The sequence below is a fragment of the Bacteroides sp. HF-4919 genome, assembly GCF_018860125.1.
On the sequence record NZ_JAHKNF010000008.1, the window covers coordinates 211,271 to 238,030 of the forward strand.

Below are 26,760 nucleotides of genomic sequence, written 5' to 3' on the forward strand. Positions count from 1 at the left end.
ATTAATGAAACAGAAAACCTTATCATTTTTATTCATCACTCTTTTAATATCCCTCCTTGCCTCTTGCCGGGACGAACTGTCGACAGTAGGAGGCAAATGGGTGGAAAGTTCCCTGCGGACGGTGCAGACCGATACTTGCACGGTCCGCATCAACACTATCCTTAGTGATTCTCTTGCCACATCGGGCGACACAGTCTGCCAGATAGGAACCATTGACGATCCTGTCTGGGGCAAAATAAAAACCGCTTTCTATGCAGAATATGACGTACCGGGAGTTTCATTCAGCGAAGACGCAGATTATGGTTTCGATTCCATTACCATCCGGTTCTACTCTTCGGGCAACTATCTGGGAGATACTCTGAATCCGCAACGCATCTCACTGCACAGCCTCTCAGAAAATCTGTCGCTGGACGAAGGATACTTGTATAGTAAATCGACAGTGGCTTACCACGCCACTCCCTTAGCTTCGTTCACCTTCACTCCCACTCCGGGCGAAACCACCCGGGAACACGAAATCCGCCTCCCCGACGAATGGGGACTCGAGTGGTTCGAACGTTTCCAAAACGGATCACGCGAGATGGAGTCACAAGAATACTTCCGCGACTATTTCAAAGGCATTGCATTCATTCCCGAAGAGGGAGGAAGTTGTATCAACGGTTTTATGGTGAATGATTCAAGCCTGTGCATCACACTTTATTATCACCAAACGAAAACAGACGCAACGGAACTGTCCGCCAGTTTCCCGGCCAACAGCGACTTGAGATTCAACCAAGTCAGTTGTGACCGTAGCCAGACAGCCCTCTCCTCCTTACAAAGCGGAATCAATAACGGGCTTCCTTCAGAAAAGTCCGACCACCAGGCCTACCTGCAAGGACTGACGGGAATGTATCTCAACATTGACTTCCCATTCCTCAATGACTTGCGAGCCGAAGGCAAACTGGTAACTATCGAAAGTGCGCTCCTCCGCCTTTACCCGGTAAAAGGGACGTATGGCGAACGGTATCCTCTCCCCGAATCGCTGACACTATATACAGCCGACGAAAACAATATAACGGAAGATGTCGTGACGGATATTTCAGGCAGTTCGGTACAAACCGGAAGTCTGGTAACGGACGAAATGATGGGAGAAGAGACCTATTACTCTTTCGATATTACCTCTTTCCTGCAAAGCAATCTGGGGACGGTGGGATACAACCGGAAAATCCTTCAGCTGATGCTTCCGGACAATTTGTTTTTCACCACCCTGAGTGGAGTCGTATTCGGAGATGCCGGCCATCCGGACAGTAGCCCCGTGAAACTAACCATACTTTATAAAACATATAACCCATGAAAAGACAGCTGATTCTACTGCTTACGCTTTGTCACTCTACCTTATTAATATATAGTCAGAACACAACCAACTCCCCTACATCCATGTTCGGCCTGGGCGAACTTTCGACCGGAGAAGGCGGACAGTACGCCGGACTGGGCGGAGCGGGAATCGCCCTGCAAAGCTATAACTTCCTGAATACTGCCAATCCTGCCTCACTTACCGCCATCGAAGGACAACGTTTCCTGATAGACACCGGACTGATGGGAGCATACAAAATCTACACCCAAACCGGAACAAACAATCATTCGGTAGTGGGAAACCTGAATAACCTCAGCATCGGTTGCCGTCTCACTCCCCATTGGTACGGGGCTGTATTTATGGCACCGGTCAGCAGTATGGGATACGCTATCACACTGGATCAGGACATCACGGGAAGCGGAAATTCCACCGTATCATCACTTTTTGAAGGAGAAGGGGGGCTATCTAAAATGGGTATCAGTACCGCCTACCGCCTTTTCAAAGGTTTCTCTGTCGGTGCCAATCTTTCGTACGTGACCGGAACCACCAAACAAACAGAGACTCAGGGAAGTCTCAGTGTGGAAGAGAGTTCTTACAAGCATGCTTTTTATGTCGATTTCGGCGTGCAATACAAGTTTTCCCTAAATAGGGACAAGTCCATTATAGCAGGGCTTGTATACGGGTACTCACAAGATCTGGCACAAGACAACAACCTGTCGGTGAGCAGTTCGTCGAGCAGCGAGTCGATTGATGAAAGCCAACGTTATGTGCGCCAATGCCTCCCGCAGTTTATCGGGGCGGGATTATCATACAATAGCCTCCGCTGGATGCTGACAACCGAATACAAATATACGGATTGGAGCCGCATGAAGTCTTCAAAAAGCAACGTCCGCTTCGAAAACCAACACCGGTTATCGGCAGGTATGGCCTACACAGCAGGCAATATCTACCGCAATCCGGTGAAACTGTTACTCGGAGCGGGCGTCAACAATTCATATATGGTCATCCAGAAGAAGAAAGCAACCAACTACTACATCAGTGCAGGAAGCAACTTCACTCTCTATAACGGAAATGTCCTCTCGTTAGGAGTGAAATACAGTGATCAACTCCATCTACCCAACAGTATGCAACGGGAACAAGGGCTGCTACTCTTCTTCAACTTTACCTTCTCGGAACGGACATACCGGGCGAAAATACAATAGACTAATCACGGAACACTTCTTCCTGCTTCAGAACGTAAGCATCAGCCAAAGCACCGGTAGCAGGTTGTTTCTCATTGTTCAGCATCACCAGGCTGCCCTCCTGCACCTTAAAGTAAGAGACTTCGCCTCCTTTTTCAGTAAGTGTCAGCAGATTGTCTTTTACCGTGAATGTGCCGGTTTCATCAAACTCGGCATCTTTGCGGTCAATGTAAAGCCAGTGATATGTATAAGTGCGGTCCTTTTTCAGGGTCAGAGTCAGTTCTATACCCGGACAATCGGCAGCCGGAATCGTACCTTTGTAAACTCCATAGTAATCGAGAGAGGTTTCGGCAGTGTGCATATCTACCACTTGTGTGGTATCGCTGCCTGCCGCAGACACATCGGCTTTCTTCACATTTGTACAACCTACAGCAGTTAAAGTGATGAATGCTGCTGCCATCCAATAAAGATTCTTTTTCATCGGTTTAAGTTTTTATAAATGAAACATTAAAATATGATAGCAAAGATAGGCGTTCATTTCCATATTTAAGGATATTCAGCTATCTTTGTCGCATAAATATTAATAAAAACGACATAATAATGAAAAAGACAATCCTCCTGGCCGCTTTAGGCTTGATCAGTCTGAGCGCATTGGGCAAAGACAAACCAAAAGAAGAAGGCTTCGTTTTCACGACAGTGAAAGAAAACCCGATTACATCCATCAAAAACCAGAATCGTTCAAGCACTTGCTGGAGCTTCTCGAGCCTCGGCTTCCTCGAATCGGAACTGCTCCGTACGGGAAAAGGCGAATACGATCTTTCTGAAATGTTCGTTGTACACCACACAATGGTTGACCGCGCCGTTAACTATGTCCGCTATCATGGCGACAGCTCCTTCTCTCCGGGCGGAAGCTTCTATGACATCATGTTCTGTATGAAGAACTACGGACTTGTTCCGCAAGAAGCTATGCCGGGAATCATGTATGGTGACTCACTGCCCGTTCACAACGAACTGGATGCAACAGCAGGAGCCTATGTTAACGCTATTGCCAAAGGTAATCTGAAGAAACTGACTCCCGTATGGAAAAAAGGTCTTTGCGCCATCTATGACACTTACCTCGGACAATGTCCGGAGAACTTCACTTACAAAGGTAAAGAATATACTCCGATGACTTTTGCACAATCTCTGGGTTTGAATCCGGACGACTATGTATCTCTGACTTCATACACACATCACCCCTTCTATTCACAGTTTGCCATCGAAATTCAGGACAACTGGCGCAACGGATTGTCATACAATCTGCCGCTTGACGAATTCATGGCTGTAATGGACAATGCTGTAAAGAACGGATACACGTTCGCATGGGGTAGTGACGTCAGCGAAGAAGGATTTACCCGTGACGGTATCGCCGTAATGCCGGACGCAGCCAAGGGTGCTGAACTGACAGGTTCGGATATGGCCCGCTGGACCGGAATGACCGCCGCCGACAAACGCAAAGAACTGACTTCAAAGCCACTGCCGGAAATTAAAGTTACTCAGGAAATGCGCCAGACGGCTTTCGATAACTGGGAAACAACCGATGACCACGGAATGATTATCTACGGTATCGCCAAAGATCAGAACGGAAAAGAATACTTTATGGTGAAAAACTCTTGGGGCACTAATAACAAGTACAAAGGTACCTGGTATGCTTCTAAAGCTTTCGTTGCTTACAAGACTATGAATATTCTGGTTCACAAAGATGCGCTTCCTAAAGATATCGCAAAGAAACTGGGAATCAAGTAAGAAACTACAAGTTACAGAGCCACGGGCTGTAGTCTGCAAGGTGCAATCCACTTGTAGATTACAGCCCGTTCTTATGGTCTGTAACCCGACCTTAACTGCTGATACAAATCTTGTTGATATATTCTGTAAACCTCTCCTTATAATTATCGCCGACAGGTATGTATATATTCTTATTAAAAATGATGCGCAACCGTGAGACCTCCGTTATTTTCCGGAGATTGACGATATAGGAGCGATGTACCCTCATAAACATTTCTTGCGGCAGACGCTCTTCCAGTCTTCTCATACTCAGCAGAGTGACTACCGGCTTATCCGCCATATTCGTGTAAATGCGCACATACTCACTCATGCCTTCGATATAACAAATATCCGCCACATTGATACGGATAATCCTGGATTCGGACTTCACAAACAACGAACCGTCCCGTTCCAGCAAATCCGATTCCGCCCCTCCCCCGTAATCCTGCAAATGATACTCAAACTGCCTGCGTGCCTTGTCCGCCGCCTTCAGGAGATCCTGAAACTCGAACGGCTTCAACAGATAGTCCACCGCATCCACTTTAAAACCTTCAACAGCATATTCCGGATAGGCGGTAGTAAACACAATCAGAGGTTTCACCACCAATGAACGCACCAGATCGAGTCCGTTCAGGTCCGGCATATGAATATCGACAAACATCAAGTCGACTTCTTCTTCAGAAAGCACCTGCATGGCACCGAAAGCATCCTGACAGGAAGCAATTAGTTGCAGGAAGGGGACACGTGAAATATAACCTACCAATTGTTCAAGCGCCAGCGGCTCGTCATCAATAGCAATGCATTTTATCATAACAAAGGAATGATTAATAAAACGTTAAAACTACCCTCGCGCTCGTTAATAGACAGGGTATAGTCCTGCCCGAACAAAAGCCTCAACCGCTTACGGACATTTTCCAATCCGATGCCATGATTCTGTTCACCGGATTTTCCCCAATTGCTGTTGGAACAACGAAACGCAAGTTTCCCATCTTCTATAGTCATGGCAACCCGTATGAACGACTCTTTCTGATAACTCACTCCATGCTTAAACGCATTCTCTACAAAAGAGATAAAGAGTAAAGGCGGTATCTGCACTTTTGGTATTTCGCCGGGCATGTCGCACATGATGCAAACCTTATTGGTATAACGAAGCTTCATCAAGGTAATATAGTTATCAAGAAACTGTATCTCACGCGAAAGCAAAATCGTTTTATTACTTGCTTCGTAAAGCACATAACGCATCAGTTTAGAGAGTTCGACAATGGTCTTCTTGGCTTTCCCGGCATCCATATCGACCAGTGCATGAATGTTGTTGAGCGTATTCATAAAAAAATGCGGATTGATCTGATACTTCAGATATTGCAATTCCGATTGCAGATGCTGGTGTTCCAACTCTTTCAGTGCCTCTTCATCCCGCATGGACTTGAATAGAAGCTTGATAGCCACATTGAACCCCACTACCAGTAAAGCCAGTGAGAAACGTCCAAAAAGATAACCCGGCAAAGGATAAGGCCCCTGCCGGAGCGGATCCATCACTCGCTTGGGCATGGGTGGTTGAGACGAATGTTCTTCATAAATATAACCGGGAGGAACAGGCATCGGGTTGTTGAACTGCCTGTGCCTCGGCCGGCTGAAGGAGGGATATAAGAAAAAAAGCAGAACAATGACTCCTATCAACGAAAATGCATACTGCCAATATCGCTTCCGAAGCAACAATCGGGGGGCGAGTAAATAGTTGTTCACTACAAAAAGCAGAAAAAAGGGTAACGTCAACAGCCATGCCACCCGTATGGTCTGCCAACTGAAGGTATGTATCGAACTGATGGATGAAAACAGATAGTCGCCCACCAACGGTACGAAGATAACAGTCAGCCAGATGACGAGATAAACCACCTGCTCCAGTAATTGCTGCTTATTAATCTGTTTCATTATGATAAAGTCTTTCTGAAGATTAGTCCACAAAAATACCCCCTTTTGTCCATACCCGACAAAAGAACTCGACAAAGAGGGACGTTTTGACGATAAAGCATGGTAAATCATGAACTTCCCTTTTCTCCGCCGGTGCATTTATTCGTTACCCTGAAAAGATCGATGCCCCTCAGCCACGAATTTTGCCAGTAATTACCTATCTTTGCAGCCCGAAAAAATAATCCGCCATTTTAATGAAGAAATTAGCCATACTTGCAGCTTTCATCTTTTGCCCTTTTGCCATACAGGCACAAGAAGTATTTATCAATGCCGACCTGGTAAGCAGTTACATCTGGCGTGGAATGAAGAATGGAAATGCTTCCGTACAGCCTACTCTCGGTGTAGAGTGGAAAGGATGGACCCTATCGGCATGGGGATCGACAGAATTCAGAAACGAGAATAATGAAATAGACCTTACGCTGGAGTATGAATATAAAAACCTCCAACTGTGCCTTAATAACTACTTTTACCAAAGTGAAGACGAACCATTCAACTATTTCCACTATACTCCCCGCACCACAGGTCACACCTTTGAAGCAGGAGCTGTCTATACCATTAGTGAAAGTTTCCCGTTATCGTTGGCCTGGTATACCACCTTTGCCGGAAACGATTACCGGGAAAATGAAAGACGTGCCTGGTCCAGTTATTGCGAACTCAGCTATCCATTCACTGTAAAGGGAGTAGACTTGGCTGTCGAAGCCGGGTTCACCCCATGGGAAGGAGAATACGCTGACAAATTTAATGTAGTTAATGTCGGGCTTTCGGCTACCAAAACATTGAATATTTCATCCGGATTCACTCCATCTGTTTTTGGTAAACTGATAGCTAATCCATACGAAAACCAACTCTATTTTGTTTTCGGAATAAGTTTGTAGAGCAGTATCTTCTACACAGCACTAAATATAAAGCCCGGATCAAACAGACTTGCACCCCAATCTGTTTACGCAAATCTGAGATACTCCGGATAATATACCTGTGAAGTTTTATACCTATTTCAAAATTCCATTTTCATTTTAGTTTAATACTTTAACATGCATCCTTAAATCTAAATCCAATACTGGACTTAACCCGTAAGTACGAACCACTGCATCTTTATTCCCACAGGTAAAGAGCAGCACTTCTCTTTCAGATATCTCCCGATATTCCACGAAAAATAAAATAATCCATCTTTTATTCACGAAAGTACATTGATTTATTAAGCTATATGCTCTTTCTTTACCCAATAATATCATAAAAAACAATGTATGAAAAACAAGCTGACAATTCTCTTACTTTCTCTCTGTTTTACCGGTTTTGCCGATGCCCAGCAGGCAGAGATAAATCTTGGCATAACAACCGGACAGCTCTGTCTGGAAGTTACTTTTAAAGGCGAACAGGTCATCAGTGCGTCACCTCTGGGCATGAACATTGATCATATAGACTTAGGTAAATCAGTATGTATAAAATCTGTACAACAAAGAAGCGCGGAATACAAAACATATACAATAGAAAAAAAGGACGGAAGTGTCTACTACCTTGATACCCGTGAGTTTAACGATGGGATAGCCTTGAGATATCGCATCCCTTCCACCGGCAGTTGTTGTGTATATGGCGAGGAAACGTCTTTCACTTTTCCGGCCGGAACCCGGGTATGGTACGCCAGTGGCCCTTTTCAATACGGATGGATACAAGCTTACCAAGATCGCACCACCGACAAAATAGAAAACGAGCTGTTGGCTCCTCCCGCCACTTTCCATCTTCCCAACGGGATGTATGCCGCCATTACCGAAGCTAACCTGTTTAATTTTCACGGTGCAGTATTGTTCGGATGTAAAGACAACAGGGTACAATTCGGCTATGTAGATAACAAAGGGCATTTGGAAACAGGTGTATCAACAGGTCTCCCCGCCGGTAAATACTGGCATGCAGAAGTACGCAATTCACCCTGGATCGTTTCCCCGCGCAACGGCTACAAAGAGATAACCACTCCCTGGCGCATCCTGATGTTATCGGAGGATCTGGATGGATTGGTGAATAATCGTATCATAGCCCAAGTATCAGAACAGCCGGATCGCACACTTTTTCCCGAAGGAAAAAATACCCAATGGATTAAACCGGGACGTTCGATTTTCACCTGGTTAGTGGAAGGAGAGAACAGACTGAGCGTAGAGAACCACAAAAGATATGTTGACGGAGCAGCCGAGTTAGGTCTGGAATCTGTTGTGGTGGATGATGGCTGGGAACTTTGGCCGAAAACAGAGAAAAATGCCAATGGACGTACCAAATGGGAATTACTCAAAGAGTTAGTCGATTATGCCCGCAGCAAAAACGTAGATATCTGGGTATGGCGGCCTTCTTCTCCAAGATATGGTAATAAATCCGATGTCGGTTTGCTGGATGCGGACGAACGCAACAATTTTATGAAAAGATGTGCGGAAATCGGTGTAAAAGGATTAAAAATAGATTTCTTCCACACAGAAAATCTATTTACAGTCAATTTTATGGAGAATATATTGAAGGATGCTGCCAAAGCACATCTGATGGTTATTTTCCATGGGGTGAATAAACCTACAGGCGATAGCTATACGTATCCCAACCTGTTGGCCAAAGAGGCTGTACGCGGTTTAGAGTCCGTAGGTGGAGAAAATAACTGGGCTCCAGGGCCACCGTGGCCTTATCACAATACGGTGTTACCCTTTACCCGCTGGCTGGCAGGTCCTGCCGACTATACCCCATTGAACTTCCGCCAATTCTGCCCTCCATCTGTCACTTTCACGCATCAATTGGCGAGTATCTACACGTTCACATCGCCCATGCTGATCTTTGCAGCCGACATGGAAGATATGCTGACATGTCCGGGACGTATGTTTATTGAAGAAGTACCAGTCGTCTGGGATCAGACAAAAATTCTAAAAGAAAGCCGGATAGGCGAATTGGCCGCATTATCCAGGAGAAAAGGGGATATATGGTATCTTTCCATCTTAAATGGAGAAAAGGCTGTTACCCAAGAAATCGAATTGGACTTTTTGCCCAAAGGCAACTACCGCATGACTTATGCATCCGATGACGGAGAAAACAGAAAAAAGATTGTGATAAACAATCGAAAAATAAAATCGGGTAAAACGCTAAAAATAAAGTTATTATCGGGAGGAGGTTATTTAGCCAAATTTGAAAAAACCGACAAATAGCATGAAACTAATCCCCTGCAACATATTGTCAAAGAGATAATGTGATCTATCAACCTGAGTGTGTGTCGGAACTCACCACAGAGGACACAGAGTAACACGGAGGCGATTTAAAGTTGTTGATTATTAACAAAATACTCTGTGATACTCTGTAGCACTCCGTGGTAAAAAGAGTTATGACACACCTTCAAGATTAAAAACACTTCGCCCACTGTAAACAGAACACCTTTAGCAATTCAAACAGGATCGCCAGAGGAAAAAAGAACACACAAACAGAACCAACATAACAAATGTCGGACATTCAATCACAAAAATTTCGAATATTTCATCGAGATTCACACCTTCTTTCTTGTAACCGGCAGATTGTTACAACATACGGAACCACAATTCGATTCATCCCCCAACCTGACGCATATACACCTATTATACAACAGGTTAACTAAAGACAAAATAATAAAATACAGATTATTCCTAACAGAACTATAACCAAATTAATCGGTTTTAAAGAAACACATTTTATAATGTATTAAAAAAGAACAGAATATTTTTTGTTTTTTAGATTAACAATGATGCAAATATAGCGATTATTTTAAAAATAGATAATAATCACAAAAGTTTTTTTCATTCTAACCCAATATTCCTCACCCTCTACGCTCCTTCCGGAAACAAATCAAGAGAAACAAACTTCGATATATGTCAGGGTAGACAGAGAGGATTGCAAAAAGTCTTCAGTTTGTCATAAAACACTAAATACCAAACAAGATAATCGGTCATTTAGTAGAACAACAGGCCATTTCAATCTTTTATTTCCCGTCTACAAAGCTATTCACAATAAAAGCAGAGCTGTACATAAATGCGCATACCCTGTGATAATAAACGCCTTACAGTACACCAAGTTCTGTTAGAACTAATCCTATTTTAAAGAAAAAGGAAAGGCAGATGAATGGAGAAAGTGAAATGTAAAAGAACCGAACAAAACCTTTATTATTAATCTAAAACAAAATTGTTATGTTAAAAATCACTAGACAAGTTACTCTGCTCTTGCTCGCCGGTGCACTAAGCTTCCCAGCTTATTCGTATGCAACGCAAGCCACAGAAGCATTGGTTCCTGAAGTTACTCAAGAGAAAGTAACAGGAACGGTTGAAGATGCAATGGGCCCGGTTATTGGTGCCAGTGTCATGGTAAAAGGCACGACTAACGGTGTCATCACAAATTTAGAAGGTAAATTCTCGTTGGATGGCGTGAAAATAGGAGATATTATTGTAATATCTTACATCGGATATGTCACACAGGAAATTCCTTATACCGGAAAGCCCATTCAAGTGAAGCTTGCTGAAGACAGCAAGGCATTGGAAGAGGTGGTAGTCGTTGGTTATGCCACCGTGAAAAAAGCCAACCTGACCGGAGCCGTATCGGCTGTGGACAGTAAGGTGCTTGAAGATCGCCCGATTGTCAATCTTGGACAGGGGTTGCAAGGCGCCATCCCTAACTTAAACATAACCACCAGTGGTCGTCCGGGCGAAGGTTCAAGTTTCAATATCCGTGGAACCACCGCCATGAGTGGAAGTTCACCTCTGGTATTGGTCGACGGTGTGGAAATGGATCCGAACCTCATTAACCCGCAAGACGTGCAAAGTGTTTCCGTATTAAAGGATGCTGCATCCGCATCTATCTATGGTGCACGTGCAGCCTATGGTGTTGTGCTGATTACCACCAAAGGAGGCCGCAAAGACCAGCCGACACAAGTATCATTCGATGCTTCGGTTTCTTTCAACGGACCTACTACGCGCCCCACCTATATGAACTCCATGCAATATGCTACTTGGATGAACACCGCACAGCAAAACACAGTGGGACGAGACTATTTCGATGCAGAATGGATGCAGCACATTGAAGCTTACTATAAAGATCCGGCAAACAACTCTCCGGTATTTATCCACTCAGATCCGAGTATCAGTAAAAACGGCACCAAATACACGTATGCCGGCAATACCAACTGGATGAAAGAATTGTATAAGAAGAATTATCCTGTCCAGAAATACAATGTCAATATCAGTGGCGGCGGTAAGAAGGCTACCTATTATACTTCTTTAGGATATACCGACCAAGGATCTCTGATTCGTTTCGGTAACGAACAGTTCAAGAAGTTCAACGTGATGAACAACATCAACTATGACATAAACGAATGGTTGCACCTCTCCATGAAAACAAGCTTCAACCGCACCAAGCTGAGAGGATTGAATCAGGACAACGTGCATGGCGATAATTTTATGGGAGGTGATACGCGTCCTATCATGCCGGTGAAACACCCGGATGGGAACTGGGCCGGACAAGGCGACTTTACCAACTTTCCTGCCATCCTTGAAGACGGTGGTAGCCGGCAAACCAACAAGAATGACCTTTGGAACACGATCACGATGAAGCTGACTCCTATTAAAGGTATGAGCATCAACATGGACTATACGTTCAATTACTATAGTGAGAATAATAAAGTACACATGAAGTCATTCGACGAATATGGAGCCAACGGACAATTCCTGCAAACTTTTGCATGGACCAATCCGAACTCTGTATCCCAGTCACAAGCCAACGATACCTACAATGCTTTCAACTTTTTCGGCGATTATGAAAAGACATTGGGCAAACATTACCTGAAGGGAATGATCGGTTACAATCAGGAAAGCAAGCACACCACCGGATTCAATGCCGGACGCGAACAACTGATCTCAAATGACCTGGGCTCATTGAGCTATGCCACAGGCGACCGTTGGGTAGGCAGCTATGACAACTCCTGGGCTACCCGAAGCGGCTTCTTCCGCATCAACTACGGATATGACGATCGTTATTTACTTGAAGTAAACGGTCGTTACGACCTCTCTTCCAAATTCCCCAAACACGACCGTGCCGTGTTCAATCCTTCTTTCTCGGCAGCCTGGAGGCTATCCAATGAAAGCTGGTTCAAGAACTGGACAAACAGTTTCTTTGATGAATTGAAAATCAGAGGTTCTTATGGTAGTTTAGGCAATCAGGCACTCGACAATGGATGGTATGCTTATCTCTCTAATTACAGTACCGGACAGACCAGTTGGATCATGGGCAGCAACCAGCCGCAATATGTGGTTCCCGGCGGGCTCGTCAGCTCGTCCATCACGTGGGAAACCGTTACACAATGGGATTTGGGACTTGATTTTAACCTCCTGAACAGCCGGTTGAAAGGAGCTTTCGACTATTATCAAAGACGTACATCGGATATTCTTGCCGCAGGTAAAATCCTGCCGGGTATCCTGGGTGCCAACGAACCTCAGGAAAATGCAGCCGAATCATTGACGAAAGGTTGGGAATTTGAGATCAGCTGGAACGACCAGTTGGCAAGCGGGTTCCACTACACAGTCGGATTCAATCTGTCCGACTATCAATCGGAGGTTACCAAGTTCGATAATAAGTCAAAAGAACTGGGCAACTGGTATGTGGGACAGAAACAAGGAGAAATCTGGGGTTATGAAACCTATGGCTTATTCCAGTCCGAACAAGAGATAGCCGGAGCTGCCAATCAGGATAAAGTATCGGGAGGTATCAAACTGATGCCGGGTGACATCCGTTTTGTAGACCGCAACAACGATGGCGTTATTGACTGGGGTGACAACACTGTTGATAATCCGGGCGATATGAAAATTATCGGTAACAGCACTCCGCGTTATCATTACGGTATCAATCTGGGAGCCGATTGGAAAGGCTTCGACTTGGGTATCTTCTTCCAGGGTGTGGGCAAACGTGACCTCTATCTGCCGGGCACTTCATTCCGCAGCCATTACGGAAGCGAATGGCAGGTACCTTCAGCCTACAACAACGATTACTGGACTGAAGAGAACACCGGAGCCTACTTCCCACGCGCTCGCTTCAATGGTGGTTCGGCCATCAATCAGGCTCAGACACGCTATCTGGTTGACGCTTCTTACTGTCGTCTGAAATCGCTCAGCATTGGTTATACATTACCTAAAGTATTGACCAAGAAAGCTTCGATCGAAAAGATACGTATCTACTTTACCGGTGAAAACCTTTTCACTATTTCAGACACTCCCGACGGACTCGATCCGGAATTGGATAACCCATACAAATATCCGATGCAAAGATCATTATCTGTTGGTTTAAATCTCACATTCTAATACAAAGCATCTTATGAAAATCAAATATTTATTCTATATCGGAGTGGCAACACTCGCCCTATCGAGTTGTAACGACGGTTTCCTGGAAAGAGCCCCGGAAGCAATCAATGACAAAACCTTCTGGAATACCACAGGAGATTTGGAAACATATGCCAATCAATTCTATAGTTACCTCCCCGGAGGTGTAACCTCAATAGCAGACGGTGAGAGCGATAATCAAGTACCTAACAGCATCCCCCAGTTCTTCTGGAATCAGTTGAGCACCCCCGCAGAGGCAGCAAGCTGGTGTAACTGGAGCAAAGGCGGATGGCAGCCGATCCGGCTGGTAAACTACTTCCTGACCCACTATCAGACGGTAAGCGGCAAGGAGTCGGAAATCAACCAATATGTAGCAGAAGTCCGCTTCTTCAAAGCGATGCAATATGCCGGATTGATGAGAACGTTCGGCGATATCCCCTGGCTGGATAAAGACCTGGGCACGGGTGATACGGATATTCTTTACGGACCGAAACTGAAACGGTATGAAGTGATGGATAAAATCATTGAAGAATTTGATTTTGCCATCCAATGGTTACCCGAGAAACCGGCTACCGGACGCATCGGAAAAGATGTAGCACGCCAGTTGAAAGCCAGGACTTGTCTGCACGAAGGTACATATTATAAATATCACACCGAATTGGGATGGGCAGACAAAGCAGACCGTCTGCTGAAAATGGCAGCCGACGAAACAGATGCAATCATGGCAACCGGCAAATACGAGATCTATAACACCGGACATCCGGAAAAAGACTATTACGACGTATTTGTAATGGAAGACAAAACAAACCTGAAAGAGGCTATCTTACCGGTGATCTATCTGGATGGCAAAAGAAAACACGGTATGAGCCGTACGTTGTCCGAAGCCAATACCGGCTTTTCAAAAGACTTTGTAGAAAGTTATCTGTGTCTCAACGGTAAACCCATTACAGGAAACGACCAATATAAAGGGGATGACAATATGAAAAATGAAACTACCGACCGCGACCCACGCCTGAAGCAGACCATCCTGACCTGGGACTTCCCTACACGGGTGACTGTGGCCACCAACGACAGTACGTATGTTGAAAAGGAAGAAGATTTCATTTCGCAATACTGCCTGACCGGATATAAGTCCATCAAATACCTTATTCCGACAGATAAAGCCTTTGAGGCAAACAACAATACTTATGACGGCATCGCCTATCGTTATGCAGAAACCTTGTTGATCAACGCAGAGGCTAAAGCCGAACTGGGTACGATTACACAAGCGGACTTGAACAAGACCATCAATGTATTGCGCGACCGTGCAGGTATGCCTCACCTGACTATGGAAGTAGGTTTCACCGATCCGAACTGGCCCGCCTGGGGATACAGCCTTAGCCCGCTATTACAGGAAATCCGCCGCGAACGCCGCATTGAGTTGGCTGGTGAAGGATTCCGCTGGGACGACCTGGCCCGTTGGAAAGCCGGAAAAATATGTGATAATGTGAAGACATACGTCGGAAAACGTGAACCTTATAAGGAAGGCAAGTACGCAGTCGTATATCCTGCCTATACCAATGCCGACTACTCTTATGAAGCAGGCAAAAGCCGCACCTGGAATGACAGGCTTTACCTGAGGCCGATACCGACCGGGGAACTTCAGAGAAACGAGAACCTTCTCCCGCAAAATCCGGGATGGTAATAATTGCTTTTTAGTTAATCCCCGGAACGAGTTTCCGGGGATTTTTTTATCTTTGCATCATTAACCCTTTTAACATATCATGAAAATAAACAAACTACTGTATGCCGGAGCTGCCCTGACCCTACTTGGCGCTTGTGCTCCTGCTGTGAAAGCTCCCGAAGCTATCTTACCTGTTCCCGAAGAAAAACAAGTGGAATGGCAGAAAATGGAAACATATGCTTTCGTTCACTTCGGTCTGAACACTTTCAACGACCGTGAATGGGGATACGGAGATTCGGACCCGAAAACGTTCAACCCATCCAAGCTGGACTGCGAACAATGGGTGAAAACCTTTGTAGAATCGGGTATGAAAGGAGTAATCCTTACCGCCAAACACCATGATGGCTTTTGCTTGTGGCCTACCGAACTGACAGAATATTGTATCCGTAACACTCCTTACAAGGACGGTAAAGGAGATATTGTAGGTGAACTGGCAGCCGCCTGTAAGAAATACGGCATTAAATTCGCTGTTTATCTCTCTCCCTGGGACAGACACCAGGCTAACTACGGTACACCGGAATATGTAGATTATTTCCATAAACAACTGACTGAGCTGATGACCAATTATGGCGAAGTATTCGAGGTTTGGTTTGACGGTGCCAACGGCGGTGACGGATGGTATGGCGGAGCCAAAGACAGCCGTACCATCGACCGCAAGACTTACTACAACTATCCACGTATCTATGAAATACTGGATAAACTCCAACCACAGGCCATTGTTTTCTCCGACGGAGGTCCCGGTTGCCGTTGGGTAGGTAACGAGAACGGATTTGCCGGAGCTACCAACTGGTCGTTCCTGCGTGCGGGCGAAGTGTATCCGGGCTATCCGAAATATCGCGAACTGCAATACGGACACGCTGACGGTAACCAATGGGTACCGGCAGAATGTGATGTCTCTATCCGTCCGGGGTGGTTCTATCATCCGGAAGAAGACAACCGAGTAAAAACCGTAGACCAATTAACAGACCTTTATTACCGGAGTGTGGGACACAACGCGACCCTCTTGCTTAACTTCCCGGTTGACCGCGACGGGCTGATCCATCCGATCGACTCGGCCAACGCAGTAAACTTCCACAAGAATGTACAGAAACAATTGGCACACAACCTGCTCGCAGGTATCCAACCGAAAGTATCGGATGAACGTGGAGGAAAATTCTCAGCCAAAGCCGCAACAGATGAAAGTTGGGATACTTACTGGGCTACCAACGACGAGGTGACTGCCGCAGAGATTGAGTTCGACTTCCCCAAAACGGAGAAGGTCAACCGTATGATGATCCAGGAATATATTCCGTTGGGACAACGTGTCAAATCATTCGTAGTGGAATATGACAAAGATGGAAAATGGCTGCCGGTGAAACTGAATGAAGAGACTACGACCGTGGGCTACAAACGCTTGTTGCGCTTTGAAACCATTTCGACCGACAAACTCCGCATACGCTTCACGGATGCACGCGCCTGCCTCTGCATCAACAACATAGAGGCTTATTATGCAGGTGAGACACCCGACACATTCACCGTAGAGGCCAAAGAATTAAAAAGTTATCCGTTTACACTCGTAGGAGTATCCGAAGAGGAGACTAAGAAATGTATGGATAAAGACAAGAGCACCACTGCTTTTGTTGAAGGGGACGCATTGGTGATCGATCTGGGAGAAGAACGCACAATTACCTCTTTCCATTATCTGCCGGATCAAAGCGAATATAACAAAGGATTAATCTCCTCTTATGAACTATCTGTAGGTACTGAAGCAAATGCGGTAAACCAGATAGTAGCTAAAGGGGAATTTTCAAACATCAAAAACAATCCGATTCTACAGTCTGTCTACTTCACTCCGGTGAAAGCACGATACCTTTCTCTGAAACCTACCAAAATGGTAACAGAAGGAGAAACTATGGGATTTGCAGAAATAGGAATCCAATAACAACAGTACTCCGGAGGTATGCCAAAAGTAATTATAAATCTGAGGCATACCTCCAATATTCAACCCTTTCTCTCTTTTTTATATATTCCTTATAAGAAGGATAATGCTAAAGGATAACATAGTTTAACTATCAGGTTTTATCTAAGTTACGAATATTACGTAGTTTTATGCCATTTACTAAAAAGCATAGACTATGAGAACGAACACAACCCTTTTCAGCTTACTCCTTTCCTCCGGTTTACTCTTCTTGGGATGTACCAATAAACCCTCTTCGTCACAAGAACCAATTTCCGAAACAACATTTCCCGTCACTCTCCCTTTTGAAACCGGAATCGGGACGGAACAAACAGTTACCTTGAGCCAGATAGCCCGGGAAGTGAAAATCATCCCTTTGGAAACCACCGACCAATGTTTACTGCCGGCCATCATAAAAAACAGCATTACACTCTGCGGACATAACTTATACATCCCTACGCAAAAACAGGTCTTTCAGTTCACGGACGAAGGTAAATTTGTCCGGACAGTTGCCCGGATGGGACAAGGCCCCGGAGAATATACCGGTATTCGTTTTATATCAACAGACGATGTTTCCAAACAAGTATTCCTGATGGACCATGGAAAACTACTGGCATATTCCGGCAACGGAGAGTTCATGAATGAATGTAAGTTTCCATTTGCCTGGCAATTTTCGGCACTGAACGACAGCACTTTCGCTTCCTACATTTACAACAATACGGGAAACAAGCTTTTCAGATTATTAATAATCAACTCTAAAGGCGATACACTGACTTCATTTCCCCAATATGACCGTTTCACCATTCCCAGCGGGCTAAACTTCTATTTATGGGGAAAATGCGACAAATATTTATACCGGTTCCAGAATCAGGTTTGCATGAAAGAATACTATAATGACACAGTATTTACCGTCCGTCCGGATACACTCCTGCCCCGCTATATCCTACAACTTGGAAAATATAAATTGCCCAAAGAGAAACGCTTCGAAGTTCTCGACGGCAACTGGAACGTTTATGAAACAACGGCTTCCAACTATCTCCGTCCGGATATATTGGAAACGCCCGGATACCTGTTCATCCCTTATACTTCATGGAACGTAACGGACAAGTCGGAATCTCCCCGCCTGGCTATATACGACAAACAGAAAGGACAGCTATTCGGTGTAAAAAACGGAATGATACAGAACGATATGTATGGCAAAGTCCCTTTCTACCCGGCAATGCGTGTGGCAGATGATGTTTTATTGTATTATTGGGAAGCAAGTGACATACTGGAGTTGGCAGAAGAAGATCCGGAGCTGAAAAACATCCCCGAATTAAAAGATCTGAAAGCCGACGATAACCCGGTAATCATGATAGTAAGAACCAAACAAGTTGCTCAGAATCTTTAAACTTGTGCATTTTTCAGACGGATTTCTTGTCAGAACCAAGCGTTTGCTTAAATTTGCAGGCTGATAGTTAACCGGATAGTGAATAGCAAGAACCTTACTACTGACTACTGGCTGCTAACTTGTAGAAATACTAATACTAAAATTAATAACATGAGTTTGAAAATTGTTGTATTGGCAAAACAAGTTCCCGACACACGCAACGTTGGGAAAGATGCCATGAAAGCCGACGGAACCATTAACCGTGCGGCACTCCCTGCCATCTTCAACCCCGAAGACCTGAACGCTCTTGAACAGGCTCTCCGACTGAAAGATGCCCACCCAGGCTCTACCGTTACCATCCTGACCATGGGACCGGGACGTGCAGCCGACATTATTCGTGAAGGACTTTTCCGTGGTGCCGACAATGGTTATCTGCTGACAGACCGTGCTTTTGCCGGTGCTGATACACTGGCTACTTCGTACGCTCTGGCAACAGCCATCAAAAAGATCGGTGGATATGACATCATCATCGGCGGTCGTCAGGCCATCGACGGAGATACAGCACAGGTAGGACCGCAGGTTGCAGAAAAGTTAGGACTGACTCAGATTACGTATGCGGAAGAAATCCTGAAAGTAGGTGACGGAAGCATTACCGTGAAGCGTCACATTGACGGTGGTGTGGAAACCGTAGAAGGCCCGCTGCCCATCGTTATCACTGTCAACGGAAGTGCAGCTCCCTGCCGCCCGCGCAATGCAAAGCTGGTTCAGAAGTACAAACATGCCAAAACCGTTACCGAGAAGCAACAGGGCAACCTGGACTATACCGACCTTTACGACACCCGCGACTACCTGAACCTGGTGGAATGGAGTGTAGCAGACGTAAACGGTGATCTGAAACAATGCGGCCTCAGCGGTTCGCCGACAAAGGTAAAAGCTATCCAGAACATCGTGTTCCAGGCGAAAGAGAGTAAAACCATCAGCGGCAGCGACCGTGAAGTGGAAGAACTGATTGTTGAACTGTTGGAGAACCACACTATAGGGTAAGAGGAGAGAAAAGATATGAATAACTTATTTGTATATTGCGAAATAGAAGACGGCATCGTCGCAGACGTAAGCCTCGAACTTCTGACAAAAGGACGCTCGTTGGCCAATCAGTTAAACTGCCAGCTTGAAGCAGTCGTTGCCGGAACCGGTCTCAAAGATATTGAAAAACAGATTCTCCCGTACGGAGTAGACAAACTCCATGTATTCGATGGTGAAGGACTCTATCCTTATACTTCACTTCCCCACACTTCAATCCTCGTGAATCTGTTCAAAGAAGAACAGCCGCAAATCTGCCTGATGGGTGCAACCGTGATCGGTCGTGACCTCGGCCCGCGTGTATCGTCAGCTCTGACCAGCGGATTGACAGCGGACTGTACCTCACTGGAAATCGGTGACCACGAAGATAAGAAAGAAGGTAAGGTTTACAAAAACCTGCTTTACCAGATTCGTCCGGCATTCGGAGGTAACATCGTTGCTACCATCGTCAATCCCGAACACCGCCCCCAAATGGCAACCGTTCGCGAAGGTGTGATGAAAAAAGCCATTCTGTCAGCCGACTACAAAGGTGAAATCATTAAGCATGATGTGAAGAAATACGTAGCCGACACCGATTACGTAGTAAAAGTCATCGAACGCCATGTAGAAAAAGCCAAGAACAACCTGAAAGGTTCTCCGATCATCATTGCCGGCGGTTACGGTGTAGGTTCGAAAGACAACTTCAACTTGCTGTTCGATCTCGCAAAGGTGTTAAACGCAGAAGTAGGCGCCAGCCGTGCCGCTGTAGATGCAGGCTTCGTTGACCACGACCGTCAGATCGGCCAGACCGGTGTTACAGTACGTCCGAAACTCTATATTGCCTGCGGTATCTCCGGACAAATTCAGCACATTGCCGGTATGCAGGAAAGCGGTATCATCATCTCCATCAACAACGATCCGTCAGCTCCGATCAATACGATTGCAGACTATGTGATCAACGGAACAATCGAAGAAGTTGTACCGAAGATGATTAAGTATTATAAACAAAACAGTAAGTAAGAAATGGCTAACTTTTATTTAGATACTCCGGAACTCAAGCATCACTTGAACCATCCGTTGATGAAGAGAATTGTTGAGCTGAAAGAGCGCAACTATGCTGATAAAGATAAATTCGACTATGCTCCGGTAGACTTCGAAGATGCAATGGACAGCTACGATAAAGTACTGGAAATTGTAGGGGAAATCTGTGGTGACATCATCGCTCCCAATGCAGAAGGCGTCGATCACGAAGGTCCGGTTTGTGCCGACAACCGCGTAACTTATGCCAGCGGAACTGCCCAGAACCTGGATGCCTGCCGTAAAGCCGGGCTGATGGGTATGGCTATGCCCCGCCGCTTTGGAGGTCTGAACTTCCCAATCACTCCATACATCATGGCTGCCGATATCGTGAGCCGCAGTGATGCAGGTTTCGAGAACCTCTGGGGACTACAGGACTGTGCCGAAACCATCTACGAGTTTGCCAACGAAGAACAGAAGCAGCGCTACATCACCCGTGTATGCCAGGGCGAAACCATGTCAATGGACCTGACCGAACCGGATGCAGGTTCCGACCTACAATCTGTCATGCTGAAAGCCACTTACAGTGAAAAAGACCAATGCTGGTATCTGAACGGCGTGAAACGCTTTATCACAAACGGTGATGCCGATATTCATCTCGTATTGGCACGTTCGGAAGAAGGAACACACGACGGACGCGGTCTGTCTATGTTCATCTACGACAAGCGCAATGGCGGAGTTAACGTACGCCGCATCGAGAACAAAATGGGTATCAAAGGCTCCCCTACTTGCGAGCTGGTATATAAAAATGCCAAAGCCGAACTTTGCGGTGACCGTAAACTGGGTCTTATCAAATACGTAATGGCGTTGATGAACGGTGCCCGCCTGGGTATTGCCGCACAATCGGTAGGTTTGTCACAGGCAGCTTACAATGAAGCTCTGGCTTATGCCAAAGACCGTAAACAGTTTGGCAAAGCAATCATCGAATTCCCTGCCGTAGCCGAGATACTTTCTTTGATGAAAGCTAAACTGGATGCTTCCCGTTCACTGCTGTACGAGACAGCTCGTTTTGTAGACATTTACAAAGCACTGGACGACATTGCCAAGGAGCGCAAACTGACTCCGGAAGAACGTGCCGAACAGAAAACATTCGCCAAACTGGCTGACGCCTTTACTCCGCTGGGCAAGGGTATGGGCAGTGAATTTGCCAACCAGAACGCTTATGATTGTATTCAGATTCACGGTGGTTCGGGCTTTATGAAAGATTACGCCTGCGAACGCATCTATCGTGACTCACGCATCACTTCCATCTACGAAGGTACCACCCAGTTGCAGGTTGTGGCTGCTATCCGTTACGTAACGACCGGTGCTTATCTGGCACGTATCCAAGAATACGAGAACATGCCGGTAGCTCCAGAACTGGAAGGCTTGCAGAACCGCCTGAAAAGTATGGCAAGCAAATATGCAGCCTGCGTGACTCAAATCACAGAAGCAAAAGACCAGGAACTGCTCGACTTCTGCGCACGCCGTCTGGTAGAAATGGCTGCCCACATCATCATGGGTCACCTGATGGTTCAAGATGCTTCGAAGAGCGATCTGTTCTCCGAATCGGCTCAGGTATACGTACGTTATGCTGAGGCTGAAGTAGAAAAACATATCAACTTTATTCGCAAATTCGATAAAGACGATCTGGCTTACTACAGAAAGTAAAGAGTTTACTTCAAGACTAAAAAAAGGGATTCGGACAACCGGATCCCTTTTCTTTTTCTACTGCCGGAGAGAGGCGAGTTATTTTTATCTCCCGAAAATACCCAATTAATGTCAAATGATTTGGCTATGTGACTGGTTTTTACGAATATTGCAACAAAATTAGAGAGATACCGGATTACGGATCAATATAACACGAAAAAACTTCAGTAAATAATCTATTAAAAGAAAAACAATTATGCGGAAAATCACATTAGGTCTGATACTATGCAGCATGGTTACGCTTTGCTCTGCCGGTCAAAGACCTTTAGAGGGATTTAAGTATGCCTCGGAAAAAGCCCCGGTGGGCAATGAATGGGAATCACCGGAAAACTTAGCACTCAACAAAGAACAACCGCGCGCCTGGTTCTTTTCCTTCCAGGATGTGGAAAGCGCACGAAAGGTGTTGCCTGAGAACAGTAAATACTGGTTGTCACTGAATGGTGACTGGAAATTCAATTGGGCACCCGATCCGGACTCCCGCCCTAAAGATTTTTATCAAACAACCTTCGATGTTTCAGGATGGGACAATATCCCGGTTCCTTCAAGCTGGAATATTTATGGCATCCAGAAGGACGGAAGCCTGAAATACGGAGTACCCATCTACGTGAACCAACCTGTAATTTTCATGCACAAAGTGAAAGTAGACGACTGGCGCGGAGGTGTGATGCGTACTCCCCCGACCAACTGGACTACTTATAAAGACCGTAACGAAGTGGGTTCGTTCCGTCGCGACTTCGACATCCCGCAGGACTGGGACGGTCGTGAAGTATTTATCAGCTTCGACGGCGTGGACTCTTTCTTCTACCTCTGGATCAATGGACAGTATGTAGGTTTCTCCAAGAACTCACGCAACACAGCCAACTTCAACATCACTCCTTACCTGCAAAAAGGAAAGAACACCGTTGCTGCCGAAGTATACCGCAGTTCGGACGGCTCATTCCTTGAAGCACAGGATATGTTCCGCCTGCCGGGTATCTTCCGTACCGTAGCCCTCTATTCTACTCCGAAAGTACAGGTACGCGACCTTGTTGTAATCCCCGACCTAGACGAGACATACACCAATGGTTCATTGGCTATCAGCGCTGACATCCGTAACTATGGCAAGAAAGCTGCCAAAGGATACCAGATGGCTTATACACTTTATGCAAACAAACTGTATTCGGACGAAAATACCCCCGTTGCCAATGCGGTTGCCAATGCTACTGTGGACCTGGTGAACCCGAACGAAACCGCAGAGGCTGAAAAAGCGATATTGAACGTGCAGTCACCCAACAAGTGGTCGGCTGAGTTCCCTTACCTCTATACACTCGTTGCTGAATTGAAAGATAAGAAAGGCAAAACAATAGAAACCGTTTCAACTACTGTAGGTTTCCGTAAAGTGGAAATCAAAGACACACCTGCTTCTGCAGACGAATTCGGACTGGCAGGCCGTTACTATTATGTAAATGGCAAGACCGTGAAACTGAAAGGTGTCAACCGCCACGAATCAAATCCTGCCGTAGGTCATGCCATCACTCGCGAAATGATGGAGAAAGAGGTAATGCTGATGAAACGTGCCAACATCAATCACGTACGTAACTCTCACTATCCGGACGATCCGTACTGGTACCATCTGTGCAACAAATACGGACTCTATCTGGAAGATGAAGCCAACATCGAGTCTCACGAGTACTATTATGGAGCCGCTTCACTGTCTCATCCGGTGGAATGGAAAAACGCCCACGTAGCCCGTGTGATGGAAATGGTTCATGCCAACGTAAACAATCCTTCGATTGTCATCTGGTCATTGGGTAACGAAGCCGGACCGGGAAAGAACTTCGTAGCAGCCTATGATGCACTGAAAGCATTCGACTTGTCACGCCCTGTTCAGTACGAACGTAACAACGACATCGTCGACATGGGTTCCAACCAGTATCCTTCCATCGGCTGGATGCGTGGTGCCGTGAAAGGTAATTATGATATCAAATATCCGTTCCATGTTTCGGAATATGCTCACTCTATGGGTAACGCCTGCGGTAACCTGGTGGACTATTGGGAAGCTATCGAGTCGACTAACTTCTTCTGTGGTGGAGCTATCTGGGACTGGGTAGACCAATCGATGTACAATTACGATAAGAAAACCGGAGAGCGCTATCTGGCTTACGGTGGTGACTTCGGTGATACTCCGAATGACGGACAGTTTGTTATGAACGGTATCGTATTCGGTGACCTGGAACCGAAACCACAATATTATGAAGTGAAGAAAGTGTACCAACACATCGGCGTACAACCAATCGATGTAGAAAAAGGACAGTTCGAAGTATTCAACAAGTATTACTTCAAAAACCTTTCGGACTATGAAGTTAAATGGTCACTTTACGAAAACGGTAAGGAAGCACAATCGGGCATATTGTCTATGGGTGAAGTGGCTCCGCGTACCCGTACGCAGATCACGGTTCCTTATCAGTTCAGTAAACTGAAAGCCGATTCGGAATATTTCGTGAAGATTCAGTTCCTGCTGAAAGACAACATGCCTTGGGCTGACAAGAACTTTGCGCAGGCAGAAGAACAGATACTCGTTAAAGAAGCTACTGCACGTCCTGCCATCAACACTGTAGCATCCGGAAGCGACAAACCGGAAATAATTATGATTAAAGCGAGCGATATCATTACCATTAAAGGCAATGGCTACACAGCTCAATTCGATATCAAAACAGGTACTATCTACAGCCTGACATACGGAAACGAAAAAGTAATTACTGACGGTAACGGTCCGAAACTGGATGCGCTCCGCGCGTTCACGAACAATGATAACTGGTTCTACTCTCAGTGGTTCGACAACGGACTGCACAACCTGAAGCACTCAGCTACCGGCTTCGATATGACTACCAAAGAAGACGGCACAGTCGTATTGTCATTCACTGTAAAATCCCAAGCTCCAAACGCAGCTAAGATTTTGGGTGGAACGAGCTCTGGCAAGAACAAAATTGAAGAACTGACGGACAAGAAGTTCGGCAGCAATGACTTCAAGTTCACCACCAATCAGGTATGGACTGTCTATAAAGACGGCTCCATCGAACTGGAAGCAAGTATCACATCCAATCAGCCGAGCCTCGTATTGCCTCGTCTGGGATATATGATACGCGTGCCTCAGCAATATGATAACTTCACTTACTACGGACGCGGACCTATTGACAACTATGCCGACCGCAAGGTAGGACAGTTCATCGAGCAACATAAGAACACGGTTGCCGGAGAATTCGTCAACTTCCCCAAACCACAGGATATGGGTAACCACGAAGATGTGCGCTGGTGTGCATTGACCAACAACGCAGGCAACGGTGCTGTGTTTGTAGCTACCGACCGCTTGTCGGCTTCGGCTCTGCCCTACTCCGCACTCGACCTGATCCTGGCTTCACATCCGTATCAGTTGCCGAAAGCCGGTGATACTTATCTTCATCTGGATGCAGCCGTAACCGGCCTGGGTGGCAACAGTTGCGGCCAAGGTGGTCCGCTAGAACAAGACCGTGTCTTCGCCAGCCATCACAACACAGGTTTCATCATCCGCCCTGCGGGTAAAGACCTGACTGCAACAGCCAATGTAGCCCCTGCCGGAGAGGTGCCGTTGTCCATTACCCGCAACCGTGCCGGTGCAGTATCTGTATCATCACAGAAAAAGGATGCGGTTATCCTCTACACAGTAGATAAGAGTAAACCCAAAACTTACACCGAACCGATCGCATTACGCAATGGCGGTACAGTGACTGCCTGGTTCAAAGATGCACCTTTCATCAAAGCAACCATGACATTCGACAAGATCGAAAGCATCCAGACGGAAGTGATCTATGCAAGTAGCGAAGAATCGGATGGAGGCGAAGCCAAGAACCTGACCGACGGTGACCCGAATACCATCTGGCACACCATGTTCTCTGTAACCGTGGCTAAACACCCGCACTGGGTAGACCTGGATGCCGGTGAAGTGAAAACAATTAAAGGTTTCACTTACCTTCCACGTCAGGACAGCAGCAACGGTAATGTGAAAGATTACACCATACACGTAAGCCAGGATGGCAAAGAATGGGGTGAACCAATCCTGAAAGGTACTTTCGCAAGAGACCTGAAAGAGAAGAAAGTAATGTTCGAGAAACCTGTAAAAGCCCGTTACATCCGCTTCACCGCTCTGAGTGAACAACGCGGACAAGACTACGCTTCGGGTGCCGAACTGACGATTCTGGCTGAATAAGAGTACGGCCAAGCATAAAAAAACAGAGCCTTTATCGGGGCGGAACAGACACTCTGT

Annotated in this window: 16 protein-coding genes; 13 read left to right on the plus strand and 3 right to left on the minus strand. The window is 45.9% G+C overall.

All coding sequences use genetic code 11. The features are described from left to right. The first annotated feature begins 4 nt into the window (after positions 1 to 4). Positions 5 to 1,330 (plus strand): DUF4270 family protein, encoded by a 1,326-nt coding sequence (locus tag KO473_RS15065; protein WP_005821298.1) that lies wholly within the window; start codon positions 5 to 7, stop codon positions 1,328 to 1,330. Beyond that, a complete protein-coding gene (locus KO473_RS15070) occupies positions 1,327 to 2,532 on the plus strand; it encodes a hypothetical protein (protein ID WP_005821300.1) in 1,206 nt (401 codons plus the stop codon). The genes KO473_RS15065 and KO473_RS15070 overlap by 4 nt, the downstream gene beginning before the upstream one ends. A gap of 1 nt (position 2,533) precedes the next feature. On the opposite strand, the gene KO473_RS15075 is transcribed toward KO473_RS15070, so the two are convergent. Beyond that, the gene (locus KO473_RS15075) at positions 2,534 to 2,992 is read right to left on the minus strand and encodes a copper resistance protein NlpE (protein ID WP_005821302.1); all 459 of its coding nucleotides are present in this window, start codon (positions 2,990 to 2,992) and stop codon (positions 2,534 to 2,536) included. A 119-nt stretch (positions 2,993 to 3,111) separates the two neighbouring features. On the opposite strand from KO473_RS15075, the gene KO473_RS15080 reads away from it, so the two are divergent. Next, positions 3,112 to 4,296: an aminopeptidase C gene (locus tag KO473_RS15080; protein WP_005780746.1), complete on the plus strand. Its 1,185-nt coding sequence runs from the start codon at positions 3,112 to 3,114 to the stop codon at positions 4,294 to 4,296. A gap of 91 nt (positions 4,297 to 4,387) precedes the next feature. On the opposite strand, the gene KO473_RS15085 is transcribed toward KO473_RS15080, so the two are convergent. Together KO473_RS15085 and KO473_RS15090 are read right to left on the minus strand one after the other, a co-directional pair. Next, positions 4,388 to 5,125: a LytTR family DNA-binding domain-containing protein gene (locus KO473_RS15085; RefSeq protein WP_005780748.1), complete on the minus strand. Its 738-nt coding sequence runs from the start codon at positions 5,123 to 5,125 to the stop codon at positions 4,388 to 4,390. Beyond that, positions 5,122 to 6,243 (minus strand): sensor histidine kinase, encoded by a 1,122-nt coding sequence (locus KO473_RS15090; protein ID WP_032537671.1) that lies wholly within the window; start codon positions 6,241 to 6,243, stop codon positions 5,122 to 5,124. The genes KO473_RS15085 and KO473_RS15090 overlap by 4 nt, the downstream gene beginning before the upstream one ends. A 233-nt stretch (positions 6,244 to 6,476) precedes the next feature. On the opposite strand from KO473_RS15090, the gene KO473_RS15095 reads away from it, so the two are divergent. From KO473_RS15095 to KO473_RS15140, 10 genes are all read left to right on the plus strand, one after another. Then, complete coding sequence (locus KO473_RS15095; protein ID WP_005780751.1) at positions 6,477 to 7,157, plus strand: transporter; 681 nt, start codon at positions 6,477 to 6,479, stop codon at positions 7,155 to 7,157. 369 nt (positions 7,158 to 7,526) lie between these two features. Next, positions 7,527 to 9,449, plus strand: coding sequence for a glycoside hydrolase family 97 protein (locus KO473_RS15100; RefSeq protein WP_005821306.1), 1,923 nt, complete (start codon positions 7,527 to 7,529; stop codon positions 9,447 to 9,449). A 1,005-nt stretch (positions 9,450 to 10,454) separates the two neighbouring features. Further along, positions 10,455 to 13,610: a TonB-dependent receptor gene (locus KO473_RS15105; RefSeq protein WP_005821308.1), complete on the plus strand. Its 3,156-nt coding sequence runs from the start codon at positions 10,455 to 10,457 to the stop codon at positions 13,608 to 13,610. A 13-nt stretch (positions 13,611 to 13,623) separates the two neighbouring features. After that, a complete protein-coding gene (locus KO473_RS15110; RefSeq protein ID WP_005821310.1) occupies positions 13,624 to 15,312 on the plus strand; it encodes a RagB/SusD family nutrient uptake outer membrane protein in 1,689 nt (562 codons plus the stop codon). Positions 15,313 to 15,391: 79 nt separating this feature from the next. Then, positions 15,392 to 17,272, plus strand: coding sequence for an alpha-L-fucosidase (locus KO473_RS15115; RefSeq protein ID WP_005821311.1), 1,881 nt, complete (start codon positions 15,392 to 15,394; stop codon positions 17,270 to 17,272). A 193-nt stretch (positions 17,273 to 17,465) separates the two neighbouring features. Further along, entirely contained in the window at positions 17,466 to 18,677 is a 1,212-nt protein-coding gene (locus KO473_RS15120; protein ID WP_005780762.1) for a 6-bladed beta-propeller, read from the plus strand. Positions 18,678 to 18,827: 150 nt separating this feature from the next. Then, entirely contained in the window at positions 18,828 to 19,700 is an 873-nt protein-coding gene (locus tag KO473_RS15125; protein ID WP_005780764.1) for an electron transfer flavoprotein subunit beta/FixA family protein, read from the plus strand. 15 nt (positions 19,701 to 19,715) lie between these two features. Next, a complete protein-coding gene (locus KO473_RS15130) occupies positions 19,716 to 20,735 on the plus strand; it encodes an electron transfer flavoprotein subunit alpha/FixB family protein (protein WP_005821312.1) in 1,020 nt (339 codons plus the stop codon). 3 nt (positions 20,736 to 20,738) lie between these two features. After that, positions 20,739 to 22,442: an acyl-CoA dehydrogenase family protein gene (locus tag KO473_RS15135; RefSeq protein WP_005780768.1), complete on the plus strand. Its 1,704-nt coding sequence runs from the start codon at positions 20,739 to 20,741 to the stop codon at positions 22,440 to 22,442. Positions 22,443 to 22,677: 235 nt separating this feature from the next. Beyond that, the gene (locus tag KO473_RS15140) at positions 22,678 to 26,703 is read left to right on the plus strand and encodes a glycoside hydrolase family 2 TIM barrel-domain containing protein (protein WP_216035109.1); all 4,026 of its coding nucleotides are present in this window, start codon (positions 22,678 to 22,680) and stop codon (positions 26,701 to 26,703) included. Positions 26,704 to 26,760 lie beyond the last annotated feature (57 nt).

Excerpts from the sequence above, each read along its gene's own strand:
- KO473_RS15120 (WP_005780762.1), top strand. The coding sequence starts at position 17,466 with ATGAGAACGAACACAACCCTTTTCAGCTTACTCCTTTCCTCCGGTTTA.
- KO473_RS15080 (WP_005780746.1), top strand. The coding sequence starts at position 3,112 with ATGAAAAAGACAATCCTCCTGGCCGCTTTAGGCTTGATCAGTCTGAGC.
- KO473_RS15115 (WP_005821311.1), top strand. The coding sequence starts at position 15,392 with ATGAAAATAAACAAACTACTGTATGCCGGAGCTGCCCTGACCCTACTT.
- KO473_RS15095 (WP_005780751.1), top strand. The coding sequence starts at position 6,477 with ATGAAGAAATTAGCCATACTTGCAGCTTTCATCTTTTGCCCTTTTGCC.
- KO473_RS15140 (WP_216035109.1), top strand. The coding sequence starts at position 22,678 with ATGCGGAAAATCACATTAGGTCTGATACTATGCAGCATGGTTACGCTT.
- KO473_RS15105 (WP_005821308.1), top strand. The coding sequence starts at position 10,455 with ATGTTAAAAATCACTAGACAAGTTACTCTGCTCTTGCTCGCCGGTGCA.
- KO473_RS15130 (WP_005821312.1), top strand. The coding sequence starts at position 19,716 with ATGAATAACTTATTTGTATATTGCGAAATAGAAGACGGCATCGTCGCA.
- KO473_RS15110 (WP_005821310.1), top strand. The coding sequence starts at position 13,624 with ATGAAAATCAAATATTTATTCTATATCGGAGTGGCAACACTCGCCCTA.
- KO473_RS15075 (WP_005821302.1), bottom strand. The coding sequence starts at position 2,992 with ATGAAAAAGAATCTTTATTGGATGGCAGCAGCATTCATCACTTTAACT.
- KO473_RS15125 (WP_005780764.1), top strand. The coding sequence starts at position 18,828 with ATGAGTTTGAAAATTGTTGTATTGGCAAAACAAGTTCCCGACACACGC.
- KO473_RS15065 (WP_005821298.1), top strand. The coding sequence starts at position 5 with ATGAAACAGAAAACCTTATCATTTTTATTCATCACTCTTTTAATATCC.
- KO473_RS15100 (WP_005821306.1), top strand. The coding sequence starts at position 7,527 with ATGAAAAACAAGCTGACAATTCTCTTACTTTCTCTCTGTTTTACCGGT.
- KO473_RS15085 (WP_005780748.1), bottom strand. The coding sequence starts at position 5,125 with ATGATAAAATGCATTGCTATTGATGACGAGCCGCTGGCGCTTGAACAA.
- KO473_RS15090 (WP_032537671.1), bottom strand. The coding sequence starts at position 6,243 with ATGAAACAGATTAATAAGCAGCAATTACTGGAGCAGGTGGTTTATCTC.
- KO473_RS15070 (WP_005821300.1), top strand. The coding sequence starts at position 1,327 with ATGAAAAGACAGCTGATTCTACTGCTTACGCTTTGTCACTCTACCTTA.
- KO473_RS15135 (WP_005780768.1), top strand. The coding sequence starts at position 20,739 with ATGGCTAACTTTTATTTAGATACTCCGGAACTCAAGCATCACTTGAAC.